The organism is Streptomyces sp. NPDC002144, from assembly GCF_053593695.1.
The window spans coordinates 269,309-295,741 of the sequence record NZ_JBSFDB010000008.1 but is presented as its reverse complement, the minus strand read 5'-3'; the positions used below and the strand labels follow the sequence as shown (position 1 = coordinate 295,741).

General features: G+C 69.9%; 26 protein-coding genes. 15 read left to right on the top strand and 11 right to left on the bottom strand.

Annotation, left to right across the window (positions count from 1 at the left end; translation table 11 throughout):
* The first annotated feature begins 16 nt into the window (after nucleotides 1-16).
* Nucleotides 17-235, top strand: a complete 219-nt coding sequence (locus tag ACWCQ1_RS15310) for a hypothetical protein (protein WP_207929794.1) — start codon at nucleotides 17-19, stop codon at nucleotides 233-235.
* A gap of 57 nt (nucleotides 236-292) precedes the next feature.
* Here the strand turns inward: ACWCQ1_RS15310 and ACWCQ1_RS15305 are convergent, their stop codons facing one another.
* From ACWCQ1_RS15305 to ACWCQ1_RS15295, 3 genes are all read right to left on the bottom strand, one after another.
* Entirely contained in the window at nucleotides 293-1,279 is a 987-nt protein-coding gene (locus ACWCQ1_RS15305; protein WP_358597951.1) for a Yip1 family protein, read from the bottom strand.
* Between the two features lie 76 nt (nucleotides 1,280-1,355).
* Nucleotides 1,356-2,837 (bottom strand): FG-GAP repeat domain-containing protein, encoded by a 1,482-nt coding sequence (locus ACWCQ1_RS15300; protein ID WP_451026659.1) that lies wholly within the window; start codon nucleotides 2,835-2,837, stop codon nucleotides 1,356-1,358.
* Between the two features lie 296 nt (nucleotides 2,838-3,133).
* A complete protein-coding gene (locus tag ACWCQ1_RS15295; protein ID WP_451026658.1) occupies nucleotides 3,134-3,325 on the bottom strand; it encodes a hypothetical protein in 192 nt (63 codons plus the stop codon).
* Nucleotides 3,326-3,418: 93 nt separating this feature from the next.
* Here ACWCQ1_RS15295 and ACWCQ1_RS15290 point away from each other — a divergent pair, with 93 nt between their 5' ends.
* The 4 genes from ACWCQ1_RS15290 (at nucleotide 3,419) to ACWCQ1_RS15275 (ending at nucleotide 5,955) form a co-directional block, all read left to right on the top strand.
* A complete protein-coding gene (locus ACWCQ1_RS15290; RefSeq protein WP_133044137.1) occupies nucleotides 3,419-3,844 on the top strand; it encodes a VOC family protein in 426 nt (141 codons plus the stop codon).
* A gap of 256 nt (nucleotides 3,845-4,100) precedes the next feature.
* Nucleotides 4,101-4,592 carry a hypothetical protein gene (locus ACWCQ1_RS15285; RefSeq protein ID WP_358597959.1) on the top strand — a complete coding sequence of 164 codons (492 nt, stop codon included), beginning with the start codon at nucleotides 4,101-4,103 and terminating at the stop codon, nucleotides 4,590-4,592.
* Between the two features lie 7 nt (nucleotides 4,593-4,599).
* Nucleotides 4,600-5,544 carry a YhjD/YihY/BrkB family envelope integrity protein gene (locus ACWCQ1_RS15280; RefSeq protein ID WP_358597962.1) on the top strand — a complete coding sequence of 315 codons (945 nt, stop codon included), beginning with the start codon at nucleotides 4,600-4,602 and terminating at the stop codon, nucleotides 5,542-5,544.
* An 84-nt stretch (nucleotides 5,545-5,628) separates the two neighbouring features.
* The gene (locus ACWCQ1_RS15275) at nucleotides 5,629-5,955 is read left to right on the top strand and encodes an antibiotic biosynthesis monooxygenase family protein (RefSeq protein ID WP_133044140.1); all 327 of its coding nucleotides are present in this window, start codon (nucleotides 5,629-5,631) and stop codon (nucleotides 5,953-5,955) included.
* 111 nt (nucleotides 5,956-6,066) lie between these two features.
* Here ACWCQ1_RS15275 and ACWCQ1_RS15270 read toward each other — a convergent pair whose 3' ends face one another.
* Complete coding sequence (locus ACWCQ1_RS15270) at nucleotides 6,067-8,349, bottom strand: heterodisulfide reductase-related iron-sulfur binding cluster (protein ID WP_358598419.1); 2,283 nt, start codon at nucleotides 8,347-8,349, stop codon at nucleotides 6,067-6,069.
* Nucleotides 8,350-8,564: 215 nt separating this feature from the next.
* Between ACWCQ1_RS15270 and ACWCQ1_RS15265 the strand changes: the two genes are divergently transcribed.
* From ACWCQ1_RS15265 to ACWCQ1_RS15240, 6 genes are all read left to right on the top strand, one after another.
* Complete coding sequence (locus ACWCQ1_RS15265; protein ID WP_358598416.1) at nucleotides 8,565-9,584, top strand: MraY family glycosyltransferase; 1,020 nt, start codon at nucleotides 8,565-8,567, stop codon at nucleotides 9,582-9,584.
* A 94-nt stretch (nucleotides 9,585-9,678) separates the two neighbouring features.
* A complete protein-coding gene (gene dnaK, locus ACWCQ1_RS15260) occupies nucleotides 9,679-11,523 on the top strand; it encodes a molecular chaperone DnaK (protein WP_133044143.1) in 1,845 nt (614 codons plus the stop codon).
* On the top strand, nucleotides 11,520-12,170 hold the full coding sequence (gene grpE / locus ACWCQ1_RS15255; protein WP_133044144.1) for a nucleotide exchange factor GrpE: 651 nt from the start codon (nucleotides 11,520-11,522) through the stop codon (nucleotides 12,168-12,170). The genes dnaK and grpE overlap by 4 nt, the downstream gene beginning before the upstream one ends.
* Nucleotides 12,171-12,212: 42 nt before the next feature.
* Nucleotides 12,213-13,388, top strand: a complete 1,176-nt coding sequence (dnaJ, locus tag ACWCQ1_RS15250; RefSeq protein WP_133044145.1) for a molecular chaperone DnaJ — start codon at nucleotides 12,213-12,215, stop codon at nucleotides 13,386-13,388.
* 5 nt (nucleotides 13,389-13,393) lie between these two features.
* Nucleotides 13,394-13,855, top strand: a complete 462-nt coding sequence (locus ACWCQ1_RS15245) for a heat shock protein transcriptional repressor HspR (RefSeq protein WP_133044360.1) — start codon at nucleotides 13,394-13,396, stop codon at nucleotides 13,853-13,855.
* Between the two features lie 344 nt (nucleotides 13,856-14,199).
* Nucleotides 14,200-15,309 (top strand): sugar ABC transporter substrate-binding protein, encoded by a 1,110-nt coding sequence (locus tag ACWCQ1_RS15240; protein WP_358598411.1) that lies wholly within the window; start codon nucleotides 14,200-14,202, stop codon nucleotides 15,307-15,309.
* Between the two features lie 79 nt (nucleotides 15,310-15,388).
* On the opposite strand, the gene ACWCQ1_RS15235 is transcribed toward ACWCQ1_RS15240, so the two are convergent.
* From ACWCQ1_RS15235 to ACWCQ1_RS15225, 3 genes are read right to left on the bottom strand one after another with little or no spacing between them, the layout of a single operon-like run.
* Nucleotides 15,389-16,231 carry a transglutaminase-like domain-containing protein gene (locus ACWCQ1_RS15235; RefSeq protein WP_133044147.1) on the bottom strand — a complete coding sequence of 281 codons (843 nt, stop codon included), beginning with the start codon at nucleotides 16,229-16,231 and terminating at the stop codon, nucleotides 15,389-15,391.
* A gap of 2 nt (nucleotides 16,232-16,233) precedes the next feature.
* The gene (locus tag ACWCQ1_RS15230; protein WP_133044148.1) at nucleotides 16,234-17,166 is read right to left on the bottom strand and encodes an alpha-E domain-containing protein; all 933 of its coding nucleotides are present in this window, start codon (nucleotides 17,164-17,166) and stop codon (nucleotides 16,234-16,236) included.
* Nucleotides 17,163-18,704: a circularly permuted type 2 ATP-grasp protein gene (locus tag ACWCQ1_RS15225; RefSeq protein ID WP_358598405.1), complete on the bottom strand. Its 1,542-nt coding sequence runs from the start codon at nucleotides 18,702-18,704 to the stop codon at nucleotides 17,163-17,165. Before ACWCQ1_RS15225 ends, ACWCQ1_RS15230 begins: the two co-directional genes overlap by 4 nt.
* A 265-nt stretch (nucleotides 18,705-18,969) precedes the next feature.
* Between ACWCQ1_RS15225 and ACWCQ1_RS15220 the strand changes: the two genes are divergently transcribed.
* A complete protein-coding gene (locus tag ACWCQ1_RS15220) occupies nucleotides 18,970-20,007 on the top strand; it encodes a helix-turn-helix transcriptional regulator (protein ID WP_133044150.1) in 1,038 nt (345 codons plus the stop codon).
* On the opposite strand, the gene ACWCQ1_RS15215 is transcribed toward ACWCQ1_RS15220, so the two are convergent.
* Nucleotides 19,970-20,956 carry a LuxR C-terminal-related transcriptional regulator gene (locus tag ACWCQ1_RS15215; protein WP_451026657.1) on the bottom strand — a complete coding sequence of 329 codons (987 nt, stop codon included), beginning with the start codon at nucleotides 20,954-20,956 and terminating at the stop codon, nucleotides 19,970-19,972. The two genes, ACWCQ1_RS15220 and ACWCQ1_RS15215, sit on opposite strands and share 38 nt — an antisense overlap.
* 20 nt (nucleotides 20,957-20,976) lie before the next feature.
* Nucleotides 20,977-21,921, bottom strand: coding sequence for a helix-turn-helix transcriptional regulator (locus tag ACWCQ1_RS15210; RefSeq protein WP_358598446.1), 945 nt, complete (start codon nucleotides 21,919-21,921; stop codon nucleotides 20,977-20,979).
* Nucleotides 21,922-22,103: 182 nt separating this feature from the next.
* On the opposite strand from ACWCQ1_RS15210, the gene ACWCQ1_RS15205 reads away from it, so the two are divergent.
* Together ACWCQ1_RS15205 and ACWCQ1_RS15200 are read left to right on the top strand one after the other, a co-directional pair.
* Nucleotides 22,104-22,322: a hypothetical protein gene (locus ACWCQ1_RS15205; protein WP_207929795.1), complete on the top strand. Its 219-nt coding sequence runs from the start codon at nucleotides 22,104-22,106 to the stop codon at nucleotides 22,320-22,322.
* Nucleotides 22,319-22,654 (top strand): hypothetical protein, encoded by a 336-nt coding sequence (locus ACWCQ1_RS15200; RefSeq protein WP_133044153.1) that lies wholly within the window; start codon nucleotides 22,319-22,321, stop codon nucleotides 22,652-22,654. Before ACWCQ1_RS15205 ends, ACWCQ1_RS15200 begins: the two co-directional genes overlap by 4 nt.
* Nucleotides 22,655-22,848: 194 nt before the next feature.
* Here the strand turns inward: ACWCQ1_RS15200 and ACWCQ1_RS15195 are convergent, their stop codons facing one another.
* The gene (locus ACWCQ1_RS15195; RefSeq protein ID WP_208785703.1) at nucleotides 22,849-23,262 is read right to left on the bottom strand and encodes a pyridoxamine 5'-phosphate oxidase family protein; all 414 of its coding nucleotides are present in this window, start codon (nucleotides 23,260-23,262) and stop codon (nucleotides 22,849-22,851) included.
* Nucleotides 23,263-23,377: 115 nt separating this feature from the next.
* Here ACWCQ1_RS15195 and clpB point away from each other — a divergent pair, with 115 nt between their 5' ends.
* On the top strand, nucleotides 23,378-25,999 hold the full coding sequence (gene clpB, locus ACWCQ1_RS15190) for an ATP-dependent chaperone ClpB (RefSeq protein WP_133044155.1): 2,622 nt from the start codon (nucleotides 23,378-23,380) through the stop codon (nucleotides 25,997-25,999).
* Between the two features lie 126 nt (nucleotides 26,000-26,125).
* Here clpB and ACWCQ1_RS15185 read toward each other — a convergent pair whose 3' ends face one another.
* Complete coding sequence (locus tag ACWCQ1_RS15185) at nucleotides 26,126-26,422, bottom strand: hypothetical protein (protein WP_358598395.1); 297 nt, start codon at nucleotides 26,420-26,422, stop codon at nucleotides 26,126-26,128.
* Between the last annotated feature and the right edge of the window lie 11 nt (nucleotides 26,423-26,433).

The window sequence follows — 26,433 nt, the reverse complement described above, 5'->3', positions numbered from 1 at the left end:
GGATGATCCTGAAGGCATGTCCGGACCGATTCGCGTGATCGTGCTTCCGCCGTCACCCACCGGTGGCCGGCGCGTCCGCGTGGACGGGGAGATCCTGGGCCTGGCCCACAGCCTGGTCGATCTGGCGGAGTTCCTCCGCCGTGCCGGTCTGGAGATCGATCCGGCGGAGGCGGCCGAGTCGCCGTGGATCGACTGGCGGGGGGTGGGACCGGAGCGCTGGGATCCGGAAGCCTGACACCCCCGCCGAGCCGTGTGCAGAACGTCCCCGGCGTCCAGGGAACGGCCCCAGCGTCTAGAACGTCCCCAGCTTCACGATGGACAGCAGGGCGATCAGCTGGATCGCGCTCGCGCCCAGGGCCTTCGGCCACGGCAGGTCGTGGGAGCGGCTGACCATCATGGTCAGCAGGGCGCCGGCCGCGACCCAGGTCGCCCAGCCCAGGGCCTGGACGAACGTCGCGTCACCGCCGAAGAACATGGCGAAGACCAGACGGGGCGCGTCCGTCAGGGACATGATCAGCATGGAGAGGCCGACCGTGGGCTGCCAGGCCCCGTCACCGCCCAGCTGACGGGCCAGCGTGTGGGTCACCACGCCCAGGACGAAGGCGGAGATCACCATCGCCACGGCGGTCGTCAGGACGATCGGCACCGCGTTGGAGAGGGTCGCGTTGATCGCGTCCGAGCGGGCGCCGTCGAAGCCGAAGACCGCGAGCAGGCCGTAGAGGAACGTCACGACGAGGGCCGGGCCCCACATCGTGTAGTCGCGCATCTGGAGGAAGGTCTGGTTGGGGGCGAGGACGATCCCTCTCAGCAGGTCCTTCCAGTGCAGCCGGGGACCGATCGGTCCGGCCGGCGCCGAGCCCGCGCGATAGGTCTCGCCCTGGTTGTACGGGTCCTCGCCCACCGAGAACGCCTGGGTGTGGCCCGGGTTGTTGGCTGCGTACGGGTCGGGGCCGCCCTGCGGGGCGTAGCCGCCGTCACCGAAGTACTCCGGTTCGTCCCGGCCGCCGTAACCACCTCCGTACTGCCCCTGTCCCTGCGCCTGCCCGTGTCCCTGTCCCGGGTACGGGTACGGCTGCGGGGCGGGCGGGTAGCCGTACGACGGCCCCTGCGGCGCCTGCTGTCCGTACGGGGGTTGTTGCGGTCGCGTTTGCGGAGCGCCGTTGTTCCGGGCGCCGCGTCCGATCCTGAATCCAGCCACGTCTTCGAACGTACCCGGTCCCGCAGAGTGACGTGCCGGGCCCGGCGGTTCGGGCCCGGCTTTGCTGCCGAGCTGTGACATCCCCTAAGGGGGAGGTAAAGGCACCCCCTAGGGAGATCCAAAGGGGGCGGGACGGCCGATGCCGGGCCGGTGCGGGTCAGTCGGCGAACAGGGCGCCGAACTGCGGGGTTCCGGTGGTGGAGACGCCCGACGCGCTCGCGGAGAAGGCGCGGGAGCCGGTCGTGGTGATCTTCGTGCCGTTGGAGGGCAGATAGGTGATGGCCCCGTCGCCGCCGTTCTCGTACGAGCCCACCACGAGGTCGGCCTTGCCGTCGCCGGTCACGTCGTCGAGCTTGACGTCGGCGCCGAACAGGTCGCTCTTCTCGTCCTCACCGGGGACGCCGGGCGTGCTCTGGGCGATGTTCTGCATGCCGGACGTGGTGTTGAGACCGGCGGCGGAGCCGTACAGGACGGTGACCGTACCGGTGTTGGTGACACCGCCCAGGTCCTCGTTCGGGGAGCTGACCACCAGGTCCTGGAAGCCGTCGCCGTCGACGTCGCCGAGGTCGAGGTCCCAGCCGAAGCCGTCGCCGGTCTCCGAGGCGCCGGGGACGTTGCCGGTGTCCTGGGTGAGGCCGCTGGTGCGGCCCGGCCCGGACGCGGAGCCGTAGGTGATGTTCACCTTGCCGCCCTTGGCGGAGTCCGGGATCGTGGCGCCGTCGTCGGCGGTGGCGTCCCAGGAGGCGCCGCTGACGATGTCGCCGTAGCCGTCGCCGTTGATGTCGCCGACACCGGTGACGACGCCGGTCCTCAGGGTCTTGGCGCCGACGACGCTCAGACCGCTCGCGGTGCCGGGGATCCAGTAGTTGGTGTTCCAGTGCCGGGAGGTCCGCGTCTCGTAGCCGTCGACGATCAGGTCGGTGCGGCCGTCGCCGTTGACGTCGCCCGCGGTCAGGTGCATCGGGCCGTACGGGGAATCGTTGCTGCCCGCCTCGATCGGCGGCTTGATGGTGTAACGGCCGCCCGGTGTACCGCTGTTGGTGAAGCCGCCCTTGTAGACGTAGAGGACGTTGGAGGAACTGCCGACGGCCAGGTCGGCCTTGCCGTCGCCGTCGAAGTCGCCGGCCGCCAGGTTCATGCCCCAGAAGTCGTGGGAGGAGGGGGCCGGGTCGGGGACGTTGACGCTCTTGCCGGTGAGACCGCTTCGGGAGCCCAGCAGGATGACCAGGGAGCCGCCGTTCGTGTCGGTGCCGACCTTCTCGCCCGGGGAGCCGACGGCGAGGTCGTCGTAGCCGTCGTGGTTGAAGTCGGCGTACGCCAGCGCCGCGCCGAACTCGTCGCCGGCCTCGGCGGCGCCCGGGACGCCGGTGGTGTCCTGGCTGATCGTGGTGCGCTTGGCGGAGGAGACGCCGGTGGCGGTGCCGTAGAGGGCGACGACCTGGCCGGCGTTCTTGTGGCCGCTGACGTACGCGGTGTACGCGGAGGTGGCGATGTCGCCGATCCCGTCGCCGTTGAAGTCGGCCTGCCGGACGTGGACGGAGTCGGCGGCGGTCGCGGTGGCGGCCGTGACGGTGACCAGCCCGCCCGTCAGCGCGACGGCGGTGGCCGTCGCGAGGGCGAGTCTCAGGGGCTTGTGCATCAGCTTCTCCTGCGGCGTGCGGGGACACCGGACGGGCGTCCCCGGTCGTGTGGGGCGGTGGCGGTACGGGGCCGTGGTGGCCGGAGGGCGTCAGCCGGCGGGGCTTCGGGCAGCGGACGACACGAGGGAGCCGGAGCCGGTTCGGCTGGCAAGAAGGGCTCCGAAGAGTCGCGCATGATCCCGAGATCGCGCGGTGTCGCGATGAGGAGACCGCCTGTGAGGCGCAAGGGTTGTACGGGATTCCGGTGAGCCTCTGTTGCGCTGGTCCGCCTTCCGGTCGCCCCCCTAGGCCTGGCCTAGTCGCCGTCGCCGCCTCCGTCGCGCTTCCGGCGGCCGTTCTTCTCGGACCAGCGCACCAACTCGCCGGCGGCCAGTGTCACGGTGGCCACGGCGCGGGCCCAGCGGGGGCCGCCGCGAGCCGCCCACCACACGCACACGCACCCGCCGACGACGAGCACCAGCACACCGAGCAGCACCAGAACGGTCACGCCCCCACCTCAGCATTCATTCCAACAGCCGCATTCGTACGGTCCCGGTGATCCTCTCAGGCCGGTGTCAGTGGGAGACGGCACAGTGGAGACATGGACACAGACGGACGGAAGCTCCTGGCCCGGGGGAAGGTGGCCACCCGGCTGCCCGCACAGGACCTGGACCGGGCCCGGCGCTTCTACGCCGAGGTGCTCGGGCTCGAGCCCGTGGACGAGCGGCCCGGCGGGCTGCTGTACCGGTGCGGGGGAGTGGACTTCGTGGTCTTCCGGTCGACGGGGGCCTCGCCCGGCACGTTCACGCAGATGGCCTGGGAGGTGGCGGACATCGAGGCGGTGGTGGCCGAACTCCGGCGGCGCGGAGTGGAGTTCGAGGAGGTGGACGTACCCGGGCTGCGAACCGTGGGCGGAATCGCCGAGGTCGAGGGGAACTACCCGAGCAAGGGCTACCGCGGCGAACGCGGCGCCTGGTTCCACGACAGTGAGGGCAACCTGCTGGCGATCGGGGAGCCGGTGGTCTGAGCGGGGTGTCTCACCCGCGCGGGGTGATTCGGGCCGGCCCGGGGATCGGGAGACTGCGGGTGGCGGGCGGCGCCGCGCCATCCGGGTGAAGTGCGTCGGCGCGGCCCCGTGCGGCGTGCGGTCTCCGGCCGGGCGTCCTTGACTGGGAGTCGGTAACCACCGGTCCGGCAGGGGAGAAGACATGGCAGGGCGTCTGAGGACGAGAAGCATCCGGTGTGGTGCGACCGCGCTGCTGTTGGCCTGTGCCGTGGCCGGCATGACCAGTTGCTCCGACAGTTCGGGGACGGCGTCGACCAGTCGCAGCAAGGCGGCCTCCATCGCCTCCTCCGTCGCCTCGTCCGTCGCCTCCTCAGTGGCGTCCTCGGCGGCCTCGGCGATCTCCTCCGCCGTGCCGTCGCTGGCCTCGCAGGGCGCTTCCGCGCTGGCTTCGGCATCGGCCGAGGCCAGACGGCGCCTGGAGGACGTGCAGAACGGGATCGACGCCAAGGACGACGTACACCTGGGCACCCCGGCCACGGACGCCGACGGGCGGAGCACCGTAGCGGTGCGTGCGCACAACAGCGCGGACTCGGCGAAGTCGTTCGCGGTCCAGGTCGACTTCCGCGACCAGGCGGGCAACCTCCTGGACACCACCGTGGTGACACTCAACGACGTCGGAGCGGGGAAGGACGCCAAGGCCACCGCCCACAGCAACCGCAAACTGTCCGGCCCCGTCCACACCGAGGTCGCCAGGGCCCTGCGTTACTAGGCGCGGTATGCCGCGCATCGCCGGGCACACCCTTACGCGCGAGCGCCTTGTCAGAACGCTGACGTTCTGGTTGCGTCCGGCTTTCGCCCTGCGAGTTGTCAACCGCTTCCAGAAGATCGTGGGCTTCGACCGTTCGATCGCTCTCGCATCGAGCGCGCTGACCGCGCTCGTTCCTCTCGCCATCCTCACCGGCGCCGTCCTGAGCGGCCTCGTGCACTACGACGCGGCAGAGCGCATCATCAACCGCTACCACCTCACCGGCACCGGCGCCGAGGCCGTTGATGTGCTCCTTGATCCACCGAAAGGCGCCGACGCGACCGTGGGAGTCCTGGGCATCGTCTTCCTGACGATCTCGACGCTGAGCTTCGCCCGAGCCACCCAGCGTCTGTTCGAACAAACCTGGGAACTGAAACCCCTGAGCGTGCGCAACACACGCAACGACCTGCTGTGGATGGTGAGCCTCGGCGTATGTGCGGCGGTCCTGGGCTGGATCCAGGCGATGCTTGGCGGGGGCCGGCTGGGCCTGGCGGCGGCGTTGGCCGAGGCACCGGTGACCGCTGTGTTTCTCACCTGGAGCGGCCGCGTCCTGTCCGCCAAACGGATCGATCTGTCGAGGCTTGTCCCCTTCGGGATCATCGCGGCGGTACTGACGGCTGCCTACTCCGTGGCGGCGAACCTCTACCTGCCGCGACTGTTCAACTCCTACGCCGCCCGGTACGGAGCGGTCGGCGCCGTCTTCGCGATGATCTCAGCGCTGTTCGCTGCCATGCTGGTGATCGTGGTCTCCGCGGCGCTGGGACGGGAGGTACACGACGAACTCACCCGGATCCGTGCGGGGCGCCGGCCGTCGGCCCACGAGGTCCGCCGTCAGTGGGACAGCGTTCTGGAACAGGCGCGCATGCGCTGGCGCACCGCGCGGGAACAGGTCACCCACCACCGGCCCGAGGACTGACCCACGACAGGGACCCGCATCCGCTGCCGGCGCCCACCCAGGGGCTGTCGCCCTCCCTGACTCACCCTGCGGCAGGATGAAGGCATGAGCGTAGTCAAGATCAACGTACTGACCGTGCCCGCCGAGCAGCGGGAGGTGTTGGAGAAGCGGTTCGCCTCGCGGGCCCACGCCGTGGAGGGGTCCGACGGGTTCGAGTGGTTCGAGTTGCTGCGGCCGGTCGAGGGGACCGATCAGTACCTCGTGTACACGCGGTGGCGGGACGAGGAGTCGTTCCAGGCCTGGATGGAGGGGTCGATGAAGTCCGCGCACCAGGGCGGCTCCGAGGGCGGGGAGCGGCCCAAGCCCGCGGCCTCCGGGGCGACCCTGTGGTCGTTCGACGTGGTTCAGTCCGCGGGCCCGAAGGGCGAATAGCGAGTCGCGAGTAGCAGGTAACGAGTCGCGAGTCGGGAGTCGCGAGTCGGGACAGAAAAGCGGCGCCCCCTGGCTTCTGCGAGACAGGGGGCGCCGGCGTGTTCGTGCGGGTTACTTGACCGGCTCGGGCTCCGGTGCGGTCTCCGGAGTCTCCTCGCCCGCCGGGTCGGCCGGGGTCTTGACGGAGTCCAGCAGGAGCTGGGCGACGTCGACGACCTGGATCGACTCCTTCGCCTTGCCGTCGTTCTTCTTGCCGTTCACGGAGTCCGTGAGCATGACCAGGCAGAACGGGCAGGCCGTCGAGACGATGTCGGGGTTGAGGGAGAGGGCCTCGTCGACGCGCTCGTTGTTGATGCGCTTGCCGATCCGCTCCTCCATCCACATCCGCGCACCACCGGCGCCGCAGCAGAAGCCGCGCTCCTTGTGGCGGTGCATCTCCTCGTTCCTGAGGCCCGGGACGTTCGCGATGATCTCGCGCGGAGGCGTGTAGATCTTGTTGTGGCGGCCCAGGTAGCAGGGGTCGTGGTACGTGATGATGCCCTCGACCGGGGTGACCGGGACCAGCTTGCCCTCGTCGACGAGGTGCTGCAGCAGCTGGGTGTGGTGGATGACCTCGTAGTCGCCGCCGAGCTGCGGGTACTCGTTGCCGATCGTGTTCAGGCAGTGCGGGCAGGTGGCGACGATCTTCTTCGCCGACTTCGGCTTGGCGGACTCGGGGACCACCTTGCCGTCGTCGTCCAGCTCCTCGCCGAACGCCATGTTCAGCGCCATGACGTTCTCCATGCCGAGCTCCTGGAACAGGGGCTCGTTGCCCAGGCGGCGGGCGGAGTCACCGGTGCACTTCTCGTCGCCGCCCATGATCGCGAACTTGACGCCCGCGATGTGGAGGAGTTCCGCGAAGGCCTTGGTCGTCTTCTTGGCGCGGTCCTCCAGGGAGCCCGCGCAGCCGACCCAGTAGAGGTACTCGACCTCGGTGAGGTCCTCGATGTCCTGGCCGACGACCGGGACCTCGAACTCGACCTCCTTGAGCCACTCCAGGCGCTGCTTCTTGGCCAGGCCCCAGGGGTTGCCCTTCTTCTCCAGGTTCTTGAGCATCGTGCCCGCCTCGGAGGGGAAGGCCGATTCGATCATGACCTGGTAGCGGCGCATGTCGACGATGTGGTCGATGTGCTCGATGTCCACCGGGCACTGCTCGACGCAGGCGCCGCAGGTGGTGCAGGACCACAGGACGTCCGGGTCGATGACGCCGTTCTCCTCGGCGGTGCCGATCAGCGGCCGCTCGGCCTCCGCGAGAGCCGCGGCCGGGACGTCCTTGAGCTGCTCCTCGGACGCCTTCTCCTCGCCCTCCATGGACTTGCCGCCGCCGGCCAGTAGGTACGGGGCCTTGGCGTGCGCGTGGTCGCGCAGGGACATGATCAGGAGCTTGGGGGAGAGGGGCTTGCCCGTGTTCCAGGCGGGGCACTGCGACTGGCAGCGGCCGCACTCGGTGCAGGTGGAGAAGTCCAGCAGGCCCTTCCAGGAGAACTGCTCGACCTGGGAGACGCCGAAGACGTCGTCGTCACCGGGGTCGGTGAAGTCGATCGGCTTGCCGCCGCTCGTCATCGGCAGCAGCGCGCCCAGCGAGGTCTCGCCCTTGGCGTTGCGCTTGAACCAGATGTTCGGGAAGGCGAGGAAGCGGTGCCAGGCCACGCCCATGTCGGTCTTCAGGGCCACCGTGATCATCCAGATGAAGGAGGTCGCGATCTTCAGGCCGGCGAAGAAGTAGGTGAGGTTCTGCAGCGTGGAGACGTCCATGCCCGCGAGCCAGTGCACCACGGGGTACGAGATGAAGAACGACGCCTCGTAGCCGTCCACGTTGTGCTGGGCCCCTTCGAGGGCGTGCAGCATGAAGATGCAGACGCCGACGATGAGGATGACCGCCTCGACGAAGTACGCCTGGCCGAAGTTCGAGCCGGCGAAGCGGGACTTGCGGCCCGGCCTGCGCGGGTGGCTCAGCTGGCGGATGGCGATCAGGACGAGGATGCCGAGCACCGTCATGGTGCCGATGAACTCGACGAATACGTTGTACGGCGCCCAGTCGCCGATCACCGGCAGGATCCAGTCGGCCTGGAAGAGCTGGCCGACGGCGTTCACGATCGTCAGTAGCAGGGTGAAGAACCCCACCGCCACGAACCAGTGCGCGAAGCCGACGACGCCCCAGCGGTTCATCCGGGTGTGGCCGAGGAACTCCCTGGCCACGGTGACGGTGCGCTGGACGGGTTCGTCGGTGCGGGTACCCGCGGGCACGCTCTGGCCGAGCCGCATGAAGTTGTAGATCTGCAGGATGGCGCGGGCGAACAGGGCTACGCCAACCACGATCAGAACCAGCGACACGATGATCGCGGCGAGTTGCATTTCGGGGCTCCTCGGGCCTGCGAGGGTTTCTTCGAGGGAATCCTCGACATTACTAAGCGGTAACTTATGCAGTCCGTCTGAGACTACCCATATTCTCCGCCGCACTGTAGTCAGCGGTTCGGTGATCTGCGTCGCTGAGGGTGACCTCAAAGGTCCCACACGATCCGATCGTGTTATTCGTACCAAATTGCTACATTCGCCCCTAACTTAGACCCGTGCTCTACGGGATCGCCGCCTCCACCACCGCCCTCCTGCTCGCCGCCGTGCTCAGCGCGCTGCTGCGGGTCCCCGCCCTGCGTCTCGGGGTGGTCGACCGGCGACGGCAGCGGCCCCTGCCGCTGTTCGGGGGAGTCGCGGTCGTCCTGGCCACCTGCCTGGTCGCGATCGGAGGGGACCGGTTCGGGGTGACACGGCTCGGCGGCGACGTGGGCCGGCTGGTCGTCACGGGGGCCGTCGTCGCCGCGCTGGGACTGGTCGCGGACGTCCGGCGGGTCAAGGCGCGGGTGCTGGTCGTCGGTACGGCCGTGGCGGCGGCCTGTGTGGTGCCGTACGACGAGACCGGGGTGCCGGCGGGCCTGCTGGCCGTGGGGTGGATCACCTTCGTCGCCCTCGCCTTCCGGGCGCTCGACCACGCCGACGCGCTCGCGGGGACCGTCGGGGTGGTCACCGCCTTCGGGGTGGGCGCCTGCGCGGCGGCCGAGGTGATGGACGGGCTCGCCGTGCTGCTCAGTGTGCTGGCGGCCGCGCTGACCGGGTTCCTGATGCACAACTGGCATCCCGCGCGTGTGGGGCTCGGCTCGTGCGGCTCGCTGTTCACGGGGTTCGTGCTGGCCGCGTCCGCCGTGTCCACCCGGGCGGGCTACGGGCTCGCCCCCAGTGCGGGCGTGCTGTTCGCGCTGACCGCCGTCGCGAGTGCCGACGTACTCCTCGTGGTGCTGGCGCGGCTGCTGGGCGGGCGGCCGGTGCTGCGGCGCGGGCCGGACCATCTCGCGCACCGGCTGCGGCGGACGGGGCTGACCGGTCCCGGGGTGACCGTGCTGCTCGGGCTCGGGGCGTTTGCGGGGGTGCTCGTCGGGGTGCTCGTGCATCTGGGGTGGATCGCGGACTCGGGCGTGTTCTGGGTGGGGGGAGGAGCGTTGTGTGTGGTGCTCGTACTCCTTCGGATCCCTGGTCATCCCCCTAGGGGTTCCGCGTCCACGCAGGTCAGAGGCCAGTTGCGCGTAAGGAACGGATAAGAGTTGAGCCCCGGTGACTCAGGTCTGTTGACCCAATCGCAGACGTCATGCACACTTGAGTCCGTTGCACTCAAGTCAGCTGGAGGAACCAACCATGGCACGTGCGGTCGGCATCGACCTGGGCACGACTAACTCCGTCGTCAGCGTTCTGGAGGGCGGCGAGCCCACCGTCATCACCAACGCCGAGGGCGCCAGGACCACGCCGTCCGTCGTCGCCTTCGCGAAGAACGGTGAGGTGCTCGTCGGCGAGGTGGCCAAGCGTCAGGCGGTCACCAACGTGGACCGGACCATCCGGTCCGTGAAGCGCCACATGGGCACCGACTGGAAGATGGAGCTCGACGGGAAGCCCTTCAACCCGCAGCAGATCTCCGCCTTCATCCTGCAGAAGCTGAAGCGGGACGCCGAGTCCTACCTGGGCGAGAAGGTGACCGACGCGGTCATCACCGTCCCGGCGTACTTCAACGACTCCGAGCGTCAGGCGACCAAGGAGGCCGGCGAGATCGCCGGTCTGAACGTCCTGCGCATCGTGAACGAGCCGACCGCGGCCGCGCTCGCGTACGGCCTCGACAAGGACGACCAGACGATCCTCGTCTTCGACCTCGGTGGCGGCACCTTCGACGTGTCCCTCCTGGAGATCGGCGACGGCGTCGTCGAGGTGAAGGCCACCAACGGTGACAACCACCTCGGTGGTGACGACTGGGACCAGCGCGTCGTCGACTACCTGGTGCAGCAGTTCAAGTCCGGTCACGGTGTGGACCTGGGCAAGGACAAGATGGCGCTGCAGCGTCTGCGTGAGGCCGCCGAGAAGGCCAAGATCGAGCTGTCCTCGTCCACCGAGACCTCGATCAACCTGCCCTACATCACGGCTTCCGCCGAGGGCCCGCTGCACCTGGACGAGAAGCTCACCCGCGCCCAGTTCCAGCAGCTGACGGCCGACCTGCTGGAGCGCTGCAAGACGCCGTTCCACAACGTCATCAAGGACGCCGGCATCTCGATCAACGAGATCGACCACGTCGTCCTGGTCGGTGGCTCCACCCGTATGCCCGCCGTCGCCGAGCTCGTCAAGGAGCTGACCGGCGGCAAGGAGGCCAACAAGGGCGTGAACCCGGACGAGGTCGTCGCCATCGGCGCCTCGCTCCAGGCCGGTGTCCTCAAGGGTGAGGTCAAGGACGTCCTGCTGCTCGACGTCACCCCGCTGTCCCTCGGCATCGAGACCAAGGGCGGCATCATGACCAAGCTCATCGAGCGCAACACCACGATCCCGACCAAGCGCTCCGAGATCTTCACCACGGCCGAGGACAACCAGCCGTCCGTGCAGATCCAGGTCTACCAGGGCGAGCGCGAGATCGCGGCGTACAACAAGAAGCTCGGGATGTTCGAGCTGACCGGTCTGCCGCCGGCGCCGCGCGGTGTCCCGCAGATCGAGGTGTCCTTCGACATCGACGCCAACGGCATCATGCACGTGACCGCCAAGGACCTGGGCACGGGCAAGGAGCAGAAGATGACCGTCACCGGCGGCTCCTCGCTGCCGAAGGACGAGGTCGACCGGATGCGCCAGGAGGCCGAGCAGTACGCGGAGGAGGACCACCGCCGCCGCGAGGCCGCCGAGACCCGCAACCAGGGCGAGCAGCTCGTCTACCAGACGGAGAAGTTCCTCAAGGACAACGAGGACAAGGTCCCCGGCGAGATCAAGACCGAGGTCGAGGCGTCCGTCGAGGAGCTGAAGGCCGCGCTCAAGGGCGAGGACACCGCCGAGATCCGCACCGCCACCGAGAAGGTCGCGGCCGTCTCGCAGAAGCTCGGCCAGGCCATGTACGCCGACGCCCAGGCCGCCCAGGCCGCCGGTGGCGCGTCCGCCGGTGCCGAGGCCCCGAAGGCCGACGACGACGTGGTCGACGCCGAGATCGTGGACGACGAGCGCAAGGACGGTGCCGCGTGACGGAGGAGACCCCGGGCTTCGAGGAGAAGCCCGACGTCCCCTCCGGCGCCACCTCTGACGACGCCGAGCCGAAGGCCGCCTCCGAGGGGGCGGCCCCGGCCGGGGACGCAGCGCAGATCGCCGGTCTGACGGCCCAGCTGGACCAGGTGCGCAAGGCGCTCGAGGAGCGCACCGCGGACCTCCAGCGGCTGCAGGCCGAGTTCCAGAACTACCGCCGCCGCGTGGAGCGGGACCGGATCACGGTCAAGGAGATCGCCATCGCGAACCTCCTGACCGAGCTTCTGCCCGTGCTCGACGACATCGGCCGCGCGCGGGAGCACGGCGAACTCGTCGGCGGATTCAAGTCCGTCGCGGAGTCGCTGGAGACCGTCGCGGCGAAGATGGGTCTGCAGCAGTTCGGCAAGGAGGGCGAGCCCTTCGACCCGACCATCCACGAGGCCCTGATGCACTCCTACGCTCCGGATGTCACCGAGACGACCTGCGTGGCGATCCTGCAGCCCGGGTATCGCATCGGCGAGCGCACCATCCGCCCCGCGCGGGTGGCGGTCGCCGAACCGCAGCCGGGCGCGCAGACGGTGAAGGCCGAGGGGGCCGAGGAGGCCCCGGCGGCCGAGGAGAAGAAGGACAACGGCCCTGAGGAGGGCTGACGTAGGTACCGATCGGAACACCGGAAAGGGGGCGCGTCGGGGATGAGCACCAAGGACTTCATCGAGAAGGACTACTACAAGGTCCTCGGCGTCCCCAAGGACGCCACCGAGGCCGAGATCAAGAAGGCGTACCGGAAGCTCGCCCGCGAGTTCCACCCGGACGCCAACAAGGGCAACGCCAAGGCCGAGGAGCGCTTCAAGGAGATCTCCGAGGCGAACGACGTCCTCGGCGACCCCAAGAAGCGCAAGGAGTACGACGAGGCACGCACCCTCTTCGGCAACGGCGGATTCCGTCCGGGGCCGGGCGCGGGCGGCGGGTCCTTCAACTTCGACCTGGGCGACCTCTTCGGAGGCGGCGCCCAGAGCGGGGGCTCCGGCGGTTTCGGCGGTGGGCTCGGTGACGTCTTCGGGGGCCTGTTCAACCGCGGCGGTACGGGCACGACCCGTACCCAGCCGCGGCGCGGCCAGGACATCGACACCGAGGTCAGCCTCAGCTTCACCGAGGCGATCGAGGGGGCGACGGTCCCGCTGCGGATGTCCTCGCAGGCACCGTGCAAGGCCTGTTCGGGCACCGGCGACGCGAACGGCAACCCGCGGGTGTGCCCGACGTGCGTCGGCACCGGACAGGTCGCCCGGGGCTCCGGCGGAGGGTTCTCCCTCACCGACCCCTGCCCCGACTGCAAGGGCCGCGGCCTGATCGCGGAGAACCCCTGCGAGGTCTGCAAGGGCTCGGGACGCGCCAAGTCCTCGCGCACCATGCAGGTCCGCATCCCGGCCGGCGTCTCCGACGGGCAGCGCATCCGGCTGCGCGGCAAGGGTGCGCCCGGCGAGCGGGGCGGCCCCGCGGGCGACCTGTACGTCACGGTCCATGTGTCCGGGCACCCCGTGTTCGGCCGCAAGGGCGACAACCTGACGGTGACCGTCCCGGTGACGTTCGCGGAGGCCGCCCTGGGCGGCGAGGTCCGCGTGCCGACCCTGGGCGGGCCGCCGGTCACCCTGAAGCTGCCGCCGGGCACGCCCAACGGCCGCACCATGCGCGCCCGGGGCAAGGGCGCGGTCCGCAAGGACGGCACCCGCGGGGACCTGCTGGTCACCGTCGAGGTGAGTGTCCCCAAGGACGTGACGGGGAAGGCTCGTGACGCACTCGAGGCATATCGCGAGGCGACCGCGGGCGAGGACCCGCGGGCGGAGTTGTTCCAGGCCGCGAAGGGAGCATGACGAAGATGGACGGCCGTCGGCGCGGTGACAATTTTCGTGGGCCGTATGAACTGACCGAGGAGACCCCGGTCTACGTCATCTCGGTCGCGGCCCAGCTGTCCGGTCTGCACCCGCAGACCCTGCGTCAGTACGACCGCCTGGGGCTGGTCTCCCCGGACCGCACTGCGGGCCGGGGCCGGCGCTACTCGGCCCGCGACATCGAACTGCTGCGCCAGGTGCAGCAGTTGTCGCAGGACGAGGGCGTCAACCTGGCCGGCATCAAGCGCATCATCGAGCTGGAGAACCAGGTCGCCGCGCTCCAGCAGCGCGTCGCCGAGCTCCAGGCCGCCGTCGACGGCGCGGCGGCGGCGATGCAGCAGCGCGAGGCGGCCGTGCACGCGTCGTACCGGCGTGACCTGGTGCCGTATCAGGAGGTGCAGCAGACCAGCGCGCTGGTGGTCTGGCGCCCGAAGAAGGCCAAGGACTGAAGAAGGCCAAGGACTGAAGTAGGCCACGGACTGAAGCACGCCACGGACCAGCGACGCTCCGTCTTTCGAAGAGACCCCGGAATGGCTGATTCCGGGGTCTCTTCGTGTCTGGGTACGTGAGGGCGCGGTGATCATCCAGGTGCTGGATGGAGGGTCCGTAAAGGTCCATTGGTGAAGGTTGTGCCAGGCCTTCACAACACAAGCGGAGCGTGGCGTTGCGCACTCGTTAAGTAGTTCCGCTTGACGCCCGGGGTGGGTGCCGCGTTGGCTTTTCAGTCATCCGGTCGCATTGAGGCGCCCGTGTCCCGAAAGCATCAGAAGTGAGCAGGCCAGTGAGCAGTTCCATGCGTCGTATTGCCATATCCGTGGCCGCGTCCACGCTGTCCCTCTCGCTGGCGGGCTGCGGCGTGCTGGGCGTGTCGGACAGCGGTGCCTCGGCGAGGCCCACGAAGGGCAACGACGTCACAGTCGGTCTGCTGCTGCCGGAGACGGCGAACACGCGCTACGAGAACTTCGACTACCCCATCGTCAAGAAGCAGGTCGCCTCCCTCACGAGGAACGAAGGCAAGGTCGACTACGCCAACGCCGGGCAGGACGCGAAGAAGCAGGCGTCCCAGATGCAGAAGATGATCGACGACAAGGTCGACATCATCCTGCTGGACGCCGTCGACTCGCACGCCATCGCCACCGAGGTGAAGAAGGCCAAGGACGCGGGCATCCCGGTCATCGCCTACGACCGCCTCGCCGAGGGCCCGATCGACGCGTACATCTCCTTCGACAACGAGCTGGTCGGCGAGGTCCAGGCGCGTTCCCTGCTGGACGCCCTGGGCAGCGAGGCCGACACCTCCGACAAGGTCGTCATGATGAACGGCTCGTCGACCGACCCCAACGCCAAGCAGTTCAAGGCGGGCGCGCTGTCCGAGCTGGGCGGCAAGGTGACGATCGCCGACTCCTTCGACACCGTCGACTGGAAGCCGGAGAACGCCCAGGCCAACATGACCAAGGCGATCGAGAAGATCGGCAAGGACAACATCGCGGCCGTCTACTCCGCCAACGACGGCATGGCCGGCGGCATCGTCAAGGCCCTGGAGAACGCGGGCGTCACCACCAAGCTGCCGCCGGTCACCGGACAGGACGCGGAACTCCCGGCCGTGCAGCGGATCGTCTCGGGCGAGCAGTACATGACCGTCTACAAGTCCTACCCGGACGAGGCCGCGGCCGCCGCGCAGATGGCCGTCGCCAAGGTCCAGGGCCACGACATCCAGTTCGACGCCCTCACCCAGGACAGTGTGGACAGCCCCACCAACAAGGACATCCCGGCGCAGCTGCTCACCGTGACCGCCGTGACGAAGAAGAACATCAAGTCGACGGTCGTCGCGGACGGCTTCTACAAGATCTCCGACATCTGCACCGGCGAGTACAAGTCGAAGTGCGCGGCCATCGGCCTGAAGTGATGTGACGTGATGTGACGAGGAGGGCCGGGGCCGGGTGACGGACCGGCCCTCCCCGCACGCTCGGCCCTCCCGCCCGTCCTCAGGCCACCCGCGTGAACTCGACCGTCACCTCCGGCGGGCCGCCCGCCACACCCCGGTAGACGCCCTTGTGCGGGGTGACGTCGTCGTAGTCCCGGCCGCGGGCCACCACCACATGGGACTCGTCGGCGCGGACCCGGTTCGTGGGGTCGTGCCCGCACCACTCGCCCGCCCAGTACTCGATCCAGGCGTGGCTCTGCCCGGCGACGGGCCGGTGCAGTTCGGCCTCCCGTTCGGGGTGGAGATAGCCGGAGACATAGCGCGCGGGCAGGCCGACGCCCCGCAGCAGGGCGATGGTGAGGTGGGTGATGTCCTGGCAGACGCCCGCGCCCTGTTCCCAGGCCTGGGCCGGGGAGGTGTTCACGCTGGTGGCGCCGGGGAGGTAGGAGACCCGGTCGGCGACCAGGGCGGAGACCGCGAGCGCCGTCTCGTGCGGGTCGAGGCCGGCCGCGGCCTTCCGCGCCTTCTTCACCAGCTTGGCGGGGACCGTCGTACGGCCCGTCGGGCTCGCGTACTCCAGAAGGCGGGAGCCGGCGATCCGTTCGGCCACCTCGGACCACTCGGGCGGCCGGGGCAGCGGGCCCGGTGGGGAGGTCTCGACCAGGCTGGAGGCCGTGATGGTGAGGTGGCCGTGCGGGTCCATCAGGTCGAAGCCGGTGACCTGGGTGCCCCAGTAGTCCCAGTACGACCAGGTGGGCGTCGTCGGGTTGACGGTGACCCGGGCGTCCAGGGTGGTCTGGCCGGGCAGCGTCAGCGGGGTCATGCGGACCTCGTTGTGCGAGGAGGCCGCGGGCTGGGCGTACGAGACGCGGGTGGTGTGCTTGATGCGGAGCCGGCGGGTCATGCTCACGCTCCTTCCTGGGCCCACTCGACGGGCCCCGGGTAGGGGAAGAACCGCTCGGCCACCGCGTCCGCGGACGCCATGCAGGCCTGCTGCAGGTCCCCCAGAAGGTCCGGCAGCTGGTCCTCGAGGGCGTGGGTGTCCAGGTATTCGAGGCGGGTGCGCAGCCGGCCGATGGGGCGGCGCGCGGGGTCCTGACGGGGGCGGCCCAGGGCGGTGAGGCACTCCTCGGCCGTGGTCAGCGCGTGCAGCGCCGAGCGCGGGAAGTCGCGGTCCAGGAGCAGGAACTCCGCCACGCGCGGGGTGTCGCCGAAACCGCCGTACACGCGCGCGTACGCCTCGTCCGCGCCGGAGGCGCTCAGCAGGGTCGGCCAGTCGGGCGCGTGCGCCGCGTCCAGCACCCGTACGGACAGCAGCCGTACGGTCATGTCCACCCGCTCCAGGCTCCGGCCCAGGACGACGAACCGCCAGCTGTCGTCCCGGCTCATGGTGGAGTCGGCCAGCCCGAAGAAGAGGGCGGCCCGGCGGCGCACGAGTTCCAGATAGGCGTAGGGGCCGGTGCGGCGGGCCGCCATCCGCTGGTCGGCCAGGGCGTGCCAGGTGGAGTTCAGGCACTCCCACATCTCCGAGGAGACGGCCTCACGGGCGCTGCGCGCGTTGAGCCGGGCGGCGCCCAGCGCGCCCTCGATGGAGCCCGTGGAACGGGCGTCGAAGGCCAGCTGGTCGAGGACCTGCTGCATGTCCACGCGGGTGTCGCCCGCGTCCATGCCGAGGATCGCGTACAGCGACCGGCAGGCCGCGTCCTCGTCGCGCCAGGGGTCCTCCAGCATGCGGTGCAGATAGGCGTCGAGGATGCGGCCGGTGGCGTCGGCCCGCTCGACGTAACGGCCGGTCCAGGTCAGGGACTCGGCTATCCGGGAGAGGATCACGTCGTTCACTGCTGTGCCCCTTCCTGTACGACCGCTCGGGTGCCGTCGGGGCCGAGCCGGCGCGGGGCGACGGCGGGGATCGTGGAGTCCGGCTCGGGCGCGGGCTGCTCGGCGGGGCCCTCCGCCAGCACCCAGGTGTCCTTGGAGCCTCCGCCCTGACTGGAGTTGACGATCAGGTTGCCCTCCTGGAGGGCGACACGGGTGAGTCCGCCGGGCAGCACCCACACCTCGCTGCCGTCGTTCACGGCGAACGGACGCAGGTCGATGTGGCGCGGCGCCATACGCTCTCCGGCCAGGGTGGGGGAGGTGGACAGGGCGACGGGCCGCTGGGCGATGAAGCCGCGCGGGTCGGCGGCGACGGCTTTGCGAGTGCGTTCCAGGGTCTCCCGGTCGGCCTTCGGCCCGATGACGATGCCCTGTCCGCCGGCACCGTCGACCGGCTTGATCACCAGCTGCTCGATCTGGTCGAGCACCGCCTCCAACTGCCCCGGCTCGTCGGGCCGGTAGGACTCCACATTCGGCAGAATCGGTTCCTCGGAGAGGTAGTAGCGGATGAGGTTCGGGACGTAGGTGTAGAGCAGCTTGTCGTCGGCGATCCCGTTGCCCACAGCGTTCGCGAGTGTGACGTTGCCCGCCATCGCGGCGCCCATGATGCCGGGGCAGCCGATCACCGAGTCGGGGCGGAAGTGCAGCGGGTCGAGGAAGTCGTCGTCCAGGCGCCGGTATACGACATGGACCGGCACCTCGCCGCGCGTCGTACGCATCCACACCCGGCCCGCGCGGCACACCAGGTCGTGCCCCTCGACCAGCTGCACGCCCATCAGCCGGGCCAGCAGGGCGTGCTCGAAGTAGGCGGCGTTGCTGGGCCCCGGGGTCAGCACCACCACCCTCGGGTCCTGCACCCCGTCGGGCGCGGCGGCGCGCAGGGCCGAGAGCAGCCGGTGGCAGTACCCGTCGACCGGCAGCACGTGCTGTTCGGCGAAGAGGGAGGGGAAGATCCGGGTCATCGCCCTGCGGTTCTCGATGACGTACGACACCCCGCTGGGCACCCGCACGTTGTCCTCGAGCACCCGGAAGTCCCCGGCCTCGTCCCGCACCAGATCGATTCCGGCCACATGGATGCGCACCCCGCCTGGGGGCTCGACCCCCTGCGCGGCACGGTGGAAGTGCGGGGAGTTGAGCAGCAGCCGCCAGGGCACGACCCCGTCCTCGAAGGCACGGCAGGGCCCGTAGGCGTCGGCGAGATAGGCCTCCAGGGCCCTGACTCTCTGACTCACCCCGCGGTGTATGAGATCCCATTCCAGGGCGTCGAGGATCCTGGGCACGAGGTCCAGCGGCCAGGGCCGCTCCTCGCCCGCGAAGGCGTACGTGACGCCCCGGTCCGTGAACGCCCGGGCCATCTGGTCCGCCCGGAAGCGCAGTTCACTCGGTTCGATCGGCTGAAGTGCGGCCAGCACCGGCTCATAGGCGGTCCTGACCTCACCCGGCCGTTCGAACATCTCGTCCCATGCGTCGGCCAACGCGTACGCGTCGAATATGTCCGCCATGAGGGGACGTTAGATGCGATTCGTAACGCGGCGATCACTGAGGCATTTCCGGGAGCTTGCGCGGAAGGACGGGCTCCGCCGGTGCTCCGGTGTGGCCGGTCCGCACCCCCTCAGCTTGTTGCAGCCGGGCGGGCGGCGGGCCGGTAATAGCCGGGCATACAGGCGCATTTCGACGCCTGTGCCGCCCGGAGCCGTGTTGCGGAGCCGGGAGTGTCCGCGCATAGTTGCGCTGCGGAACACGCCGGATGCGGGGGTGAAATGGGCGATGACCGGGCACGCGGACGAGCATCCACACGGTGCTGACCGACTGTGCGAGGCCGGGGATCGTGTGTATTCCCGGGCCGTACGGCGGGGCCGCGTGGCGCGCCGCGACGCCGAGCCGGTGCCCTGTCTGCTGGACCTGGCCCTGCTGCACCCCGACCCCGACGACATGGACTGGCTGGTGCCGACGTCCCCGCTGGAGGTCATGACGCGGCTGCTGCGCGAGGTCCACGACCAGGTCAGCGCCAACCAGCGGCGGGTGGGCTCGGCGGTGGCCGCCGTCGAGTGGTACGCGGGACTCGGGCCGGCCGTGCAGGTGGGCGCCGCCGAGGGCACGGCGATCCGGGTGCTGGACGGGCTCTCCCGCATCCAGGCGGCGATGGACGAGGCGACACAGGCGTGCACCACGGAGGTGCTCACCGTGCAGCCGGGCGGCATCCGCCCCGAGCACGAGCTGACGGAGGGGCTGCACCGGGCGCTGGAGCTGCGGGCGCGGGGCGTGCGGATGCGCGACCTGTACACGCACGTCGCCCGCCACGGGCAGGGCCTGCTCAACTACCTGGAGCTGATGGGCAACGCGGTCGAGGCACGCACCCTCGACGAGGTCATCGACCGGCTGATCCTCTTCGACCGCACGGTGGCGTTCATCCCCGCCAACGCGGACCGCACCCTCGCCCTGGAACTGCGTCACCCGGCCCTGGTCGGCTACCTGGGCACGGTCTTCGACCGCCTGTGGCGTCTGGCCATCCCCCTCACCGCGCCCCTCCCGGACACCGGCATCGAGGGCATCTCCCACCGCGAGCAGTCCATCGCGGCGCTGCTCGCGGAAGGCCACCAGGACGCGGTCATCGCCGAGCGCCTCGGCATAAGCGTCCGCACCTGCCGCGCCCACATCGCCCGGCTCTCCGAGACCCTGGGCGCCGCCAGCCGCACCCAACTCGGCGTCCGCATCGCCCAGGTGGGCCTGGACGGGCCCCGCGGCCCCGAGGAGGTCACTCCTTCGGTCACTCTTCCCGGTCGAGGATCCCCGACCGTGCGATGAGATAACCGAGCTGCGCCCGGCTGTCACTGCCGAGCGTCGCCGCGAGCTTGGCGATGTGCACCCGGGCGGTACGGATGTTCAGTCCCAGCCGGTCGGCGATCACGGCGTCGGTGTGGCCCTCGACGAGGAGGGTGGCGATGGCGCGTTGGCGGGGGGTGATGCCGTCGGGGGCGACGGGCTCCGCCGCCTGTGGGTGCATGGGGACGGCCAGGCGCCACAGGCGGTCGAAGGCGGTGGCGAGGAACGCCACGATGACCGGGTGGCGGATCTCCAGGGCGAGCGTGCGGTCCGCGTTGGCAGGGATGAAGGCCACCGTGCGGTCCACGACGAGGAGCCGGTCGGTGATCTCGTCGAGGGTGCGGGCCTGGGCGTCTCCCCTCAGCCGCTCGTAACGGGCGAGGACCGAGGGCGCGTGCCTGAGGGTGTGCTGGTAGAGCGTGCGGATCCGGCCGCCGCGGTCGAGGAAGTCCTGGTCGCGCACGAGGGCGTCCGCACGGATGGCGAGCGGTGTCTGGGTGTGGCTGATGTGCGGCTGGATGGCGAGCAGTTCCTCACGGCCTTCGGCCAAGGCCTGGGTGATGGCCCGGCCGATGCGGTCGGAGCCGTCGAGCACGGCCGCGACCGAGGAGTCGCCGGCCGCGGTGCGCCGGCCGTCGAGCCGCATGAGGGGCTCGAAGAGGTCGGCGAGCCGTGCCTCGCGGCGCCGTTCCCGGGCGACGCGTTCCTCCGAGGTGCTCAGCAGCCGGTGCAGGGCGACGACGGGCGCGACCGGCTCCAGGCGGTTCGGATCATCGACCGAGGGCCGCAGCAGCCCGAAGCCGACCAGACAGGGTGTCGCGTCGACGTCCTCGGGGTGCAGACGGCCTTCGCGCAGTGCGCGTTCGTACAGCGCCGCTGCCCCGGAGCACAGCTCGTCCGCATCGTGCTCCGGATGCGTTGCCGAGGCCATCGGGCCTCTCCCTCCCGGACTCAGAGGTCCTGCTCCAGAAGCCCCGACTGGGCTATGCGGAACCCGAGTTGCGCCCGGCTGCCGCTGCCCAGAGCCGTAGCGAGCTTGGCGATGTGGGCGCGGCACGTGCGCACGTTCATGCCCAGACGCCGGGCGATCGCCTCGTCCACATGCCCCTCGACCAGGAGCTTGGCGATGGAGTGCTGGATCTCCGTGATGCCGTCCGAGGCGGTCTCGTACGGGGCGCCGGCGCTCAACGGGACCGCACGCGCCCACATGAACTCGAAGACCTTGATCAGATAGCGGACGAGCCCGGGATGACGGAGCTCCAGGGCCACCTCCCCGTCGTCACGGGTCGGGATGAACGCCACGGTCTCGTCGCAGATGATCAGCCGCTCGACCAGTTCGTCGATCGTCCGGTATTCGACCTTGCCGTCGGTGAACTGGGCGACGTAAGCCAGCGTCTCCGGGCTGTAGCGGGCCGGGTGCTGGTACAGCGTCCGGATGCGGCAACCCCGCTCGATCAGCGGCCTGTCGCGCTCCAGTGCCTTGGTGAGGGTGTGCTCCAGGCGTCGGCGGCTCGGCTGGACCGTGAGCATCTCCGTGTGGGTCTGGGCGGTGGCCAGGTCGAGCGCCGCGTTGATCCGGTCCAGGCCCTCCAGCACGGTGATGGAGTGAGTGGTGGCCGTCGGCTGGGCACTGATGCTCATGAACGGCTCGAAAGCGTCGGCGAGTTCGATGGACTCCCGGCGGCGCTGGGTGATCTCGTGCTCGATCGGGTTGAGCCGCTGGGCCAGGGCGATCGAGGGGGGTACCGGGCGTAGCCAGTTCGGGTCGTCGGGATCGGGATGAAGAAGGGCGAACTCCATCAAACAGGGCGCGGGTTCCACATCCGCACGGGCTAGGCGTCCCGTCCGGAGAGCGTTCCCGTAAAGGCGGCGCCCGTCCTCGCACAGGTCGGTCAGCCCGTGGGGATGTGTCCGCTTAGTCTCATTTATCGCCAAATCTCCACCCCCCAGGGTCCTGAACGTGCAGGAACATGATGCATCGTTTGTGTGGCCATGACGTGCCGGAATGGGCCATCGTCGTATTCGGACGGGGGAGAGGTGACCTTTACATGAGGACGAAGCCGACTATGCATAAGAGAATGCTTCGCTCGGCGCTTGTCGCCGCCTTCTCCGCCGCTCTGGCCTTCGGTGCACTGACCGGTCACGCGGAGACGAAGAGCGCCGTCGCGCAGGACAGCAGTTGGCGCGTGCAGGCCGCGGCCGCCGGTGACAGCAGCTGGGCGATCGTGGCGTCCGACGTCCCGGGGGACAGCTCCTGGGTCGCCCCGACGGACAGCAGCTGGGCCGTGCAGTCATGACCACCCCACCCGACGACCGCTCCTTCCGCCGCGAGATGGCCACCGCCTACCGCTCGGGCTGGCACTTCATCGACCTCGTCACCGCGATCCCCCACTCCGGTGACTCGCTGATGGTGACCGTCTTCGGTGAGCCGGTCGTCGTCACGCGGGACGAGGACGAGGACGTACGGGCGTACCGGTGTCTGCGGCGGCCTCGGGGGGCGCCGCAGCCCGTGCGGTGTGCCGTCCGGTACGGAATGATCTTTGTGAACCTGGACCAACGAGACCATCGGCTGGTGGAACCGGAAACCCCCCAAGTTCGGACCATCTCAGCCACCCCCCGCAGTGCCTGACGCGATTCCCCCGTCGTAACAGATCGCTCAGGTGCTTCCCCCCGCAGCGGCGTCACCGTGACCTGAACACGGTGACGCCGCTGCAGTTTTGGGCGACATTTCGGGGTATCGGCCAGGGCGAGGGCCGCCTGCCCCTGGCCGGAAATCGGCCACCCGGGGCCGCCCCGACCGTCCCCGGCCGTCGTCCCCGACCGTCACCCCTGCCCCATCGCCCGCGTCAGCTCGATCTCGATCACCACCCGGTCGGGATTCGGCGCCGGCGTGCGCTCGTAGCGCTCGGCGTAGCGCCGCTCGGCCTCCGCGACCCGCGCACGGTCCGTCCGTACGGCCGCCCGGCCCTCCAGCGTCGCCCAGCGCCGTCCGTCCACCTGGCACACGGCGACCCGTGCCCCCTCGGATCCGGCCGCCAGCACATGGGCCACCTTCGTACTGGACTTGTTGGTGATCACCCGAGCCAGTCGTGCCTCGGGGTCGTATGTGACACCGACGGGCACCACGTGCGGGCTGCCGTCCGGGCGGAGGGTCGTCAGCGTGCACAGGTGGCGTTCCCGCCAGAAACGGAGGTACGCGGGGTCCGGGGCGCCGGGGTCCTGGGTGTAGGTCGCCATGCCCGGAACTTAGCCCCTGGGGACCTCCTGCTCTTCCCTTGAGTGGAATAGACTCAACTTTGTGTACGCTGACTGAGTCAGCAACTGGAGAACGTGGCAGGAGGAGAGCGCGAACGTGGACGCCGAGCTGACCAACCGGAGCCGGGACGCCATCAACGCGGCGAGCAACCGCGCCGTGACCGAGGGGCACCCCGACCTCACCCCCGCCCACCTGCTCCTCGCACTGCTCCAGGGGCAGGACAACGAGAACATCACCGACCTACTGGCCGCCGTCGACGCCGACCAGGCGGCCGTACGCGCCGGAGCGGAGAAGATCCTCGCCGGACTGCCCAGCGTGACCGGTTCCACCGTCGCGCCCCCGCAGCCCAACCGCGAGCTGCTCGCCGTCATCGCCGACGCCACCGAGCGCGCCCGCGACCTCGGCGACGAGTACCTCTCCACCGAGCACCTGCTCCTCGGCATCGCCGCCAAGGGCGGGCCGGCCGGTGACGTACTGTCCGGGCAGGGGGCCAGTGCCAAGAAGCTGCAGGAAGCCTTTCAGAAGGCGAGGGGAGGACGCCGGGTGACCACACCCGACCCGGAGGGCCAGTACAAGGCCCTGGAGAAGTTCGGCACCGACTTCACGGCGGCGGCCCGGGACGGCAAGCTCGACCCCGTCATCGGCCGCGACCAGGAGATCCGCCGCGTCGTACAGGTGCTCTCGCGCCGTACCAAGAACAACCCCGTCCTCATCGGCGAGCCCGGCGTCGGCAAGACCGCCGTCGTCGAGGGACTCGCCCAGCGGATCGTCAAGGGAGACGTGCCCGAGTCGCTGAAGGACAAGCGGCTGGTCGCCCTGGACCTCGGCGCGATGGTCGCCGGGGCGAAGTACCGGGGTGAGTTCGAGGAGCGGCTGAAGACCGTCCTGGCCGAGATCAAGGACTCGGACGGCCAGATCATCACCTTCATCGACGAGCTGCACACCGTCGTCGGCGCGGGCGCCGGGGGCGACTCCGCGATGGACGCCGGCAACATGCTCAAGCCCATGCTGGCCCGCGGCGAACTGCGCATGGTCGGCGCCACCACCCTCGACGAGTACCGCGAGCGAATCGAGAAGGACCCCGCCCTGGAGCGCCGCTTCCAGCAGGTCCTGGTCGCCGAGCCCACCGTCGAGGACACCATCGCGATCCTCCGCGGCCTCAAGGGCCGTTACGAGGCCCACCACAAGGTCCAGATCGCCGACAGCGCGCTCGTCGCCGCCGCGACCCTCTCCGACCGCTACATCACCTCCCGCTTCCTGCCCGACAAGGCGATCGACCTCGTCGACGAGGCCGCCTCGCGGCTGCGCATGGAGATCGACTCCTCCCCGGTCGAGATCGACGAACTCCAGCGCGCCGTCGACCGGTTGAAGATGGAGGAGCTGGCGCTGGAGAAGGAGACCGACCCGGCCTCCCGCGAGCGGCTGGAGAAGCTGCGCCGCGACCTCGCCGACAAGGAGGAGGAGCTGCGCGGCCTGACCGCCCGCTGGGAGAAGGAGAAGCAGTCCCTCAACCGCGTCGGTGAACTCAAGGAGAAGCTCGACGAATTGCGCGGCACCGCCGAACGCGCCCAGCGCGACGGCGACTTCGACACCGCCAGCAAGCTGCTGTACGGCGAGATCCCGGCCCTGGAAAGGGACTTGGAGGCCGCCTCCGAGGCAGAGGAGGCGTTGACATCATCCGCCTCCGGCGGGGGCGCCAAGGACACCATGGTCAAGGAGGAGGTCGGCTCCGACGACATCGCGGACACCGTCGCCGCCTGGACCGGCATCCCCGCCGGGCGCCTGCTGGAGGGCGAGACGCAGAAGCTGCTGCGCATGGAGGAGGAACTGGGCAGGCGCCTGATCGGCCAGAAGGAGGCCGTGCAGGCGGTGTCGGACGCCGTCCGCCGCACCCGCGCCGGGATCTCCGACCCCGACCGTCCCACCGGCTCCTTCCTCTTCCTGGGCCCGACGGGCGTCGGCAAGACCGAACTCGCCAAGGCGCTTGCCGACTTCCTCTTCGACGACGAGCGGGCCATGGTCCGCATCGACATGTCCGAGTACGGCGAGAAGCACAGCGTCGCCCGTCTGGTCGGCGCGCCTCCCGGCTACGTCGGCTACGAGGAGGGCGGCCAGCTGACCGAGGCGGTGCGCAGGCGCCCGTACAGCGTGGTGCTGCTGGACGAGGTCGAGAAGGCGCACCCCGAGGTCTTCGACGTGCTGCTGCAGGTGCTGGACGACGGCCGTCTGACGGACGGTCAGGGCCGGACGGTCGACTTCCGCAACACGATCCTGGTGCTGACCTCCAACCTCGGCAGCCAGTTCCTGGTCGACCCGTTGACCAGCGAGGCGGAGAAGAAGGAGCAGGTCCTGGAGGTGGTCCGGACGTCCTTCAAGCCGGAGTTCCTCAACCGCCTCGACGACCTGGTGGTCTTCTCGGCGCTGACCAAGCCCGAGCTGGAGCGCATCGCCAAGCTCCAGATCGACCGTCTGGCCAAGCGGCTGGCGGAGCGGCGCCTCACCCTGGAGATCACCGACGAGGCGCTGGACTGGCTCGCCACGGAGGGCCTGGACCCGGCGTACGGCGCCCGTCCGCTGCGCCGCCTCGTCCAGAGCGCCATCGGCGACCGCCTCGCCAAGGAGATCCTGGCGGGCGAGGTCAAGGACGGCGACACGGTCCGGGTGGACGCGTTCGGCGATGGCCTGATCGTGGGGCCGACGACGGGCAAGACGCTGTAACCGTCTGGTCCGTCTGGTCCGACTGGTCCGTCCGGCCCCGCTGGTTTCTGGAGAACAACGCGGCCCAGGGGCAGGTGCCCCGGGGCCGCGTCTTCGTATGAGTTACTTCGTACGAGTTCCCCTGTCTCAGTTGCCGCCCCCGCCGCAGCCGCCCCCGCCCCCGCAGGACGACCCACCGCCGCAGGACGATCCGCCCCCGCACGACGAGTGGCCGCCCCCACATGAGTGGCCGGAGTGGTGCCCGCCACCCGAGTGGTGCCCGCCCCCGGACGAGGAGCCGCTGTCGCCGGCCCACCAACTGCCGCCGGACGAGGAGGAGCCGCCCCCGAACCCTGCCTTGCCGCGGCTGCCCGCACGCGCCGTCGCCACGACCACACCGACGATCGCGAGCACGATCACCGCGACGATGAATCCGGTGAACATAGTCGTCACCG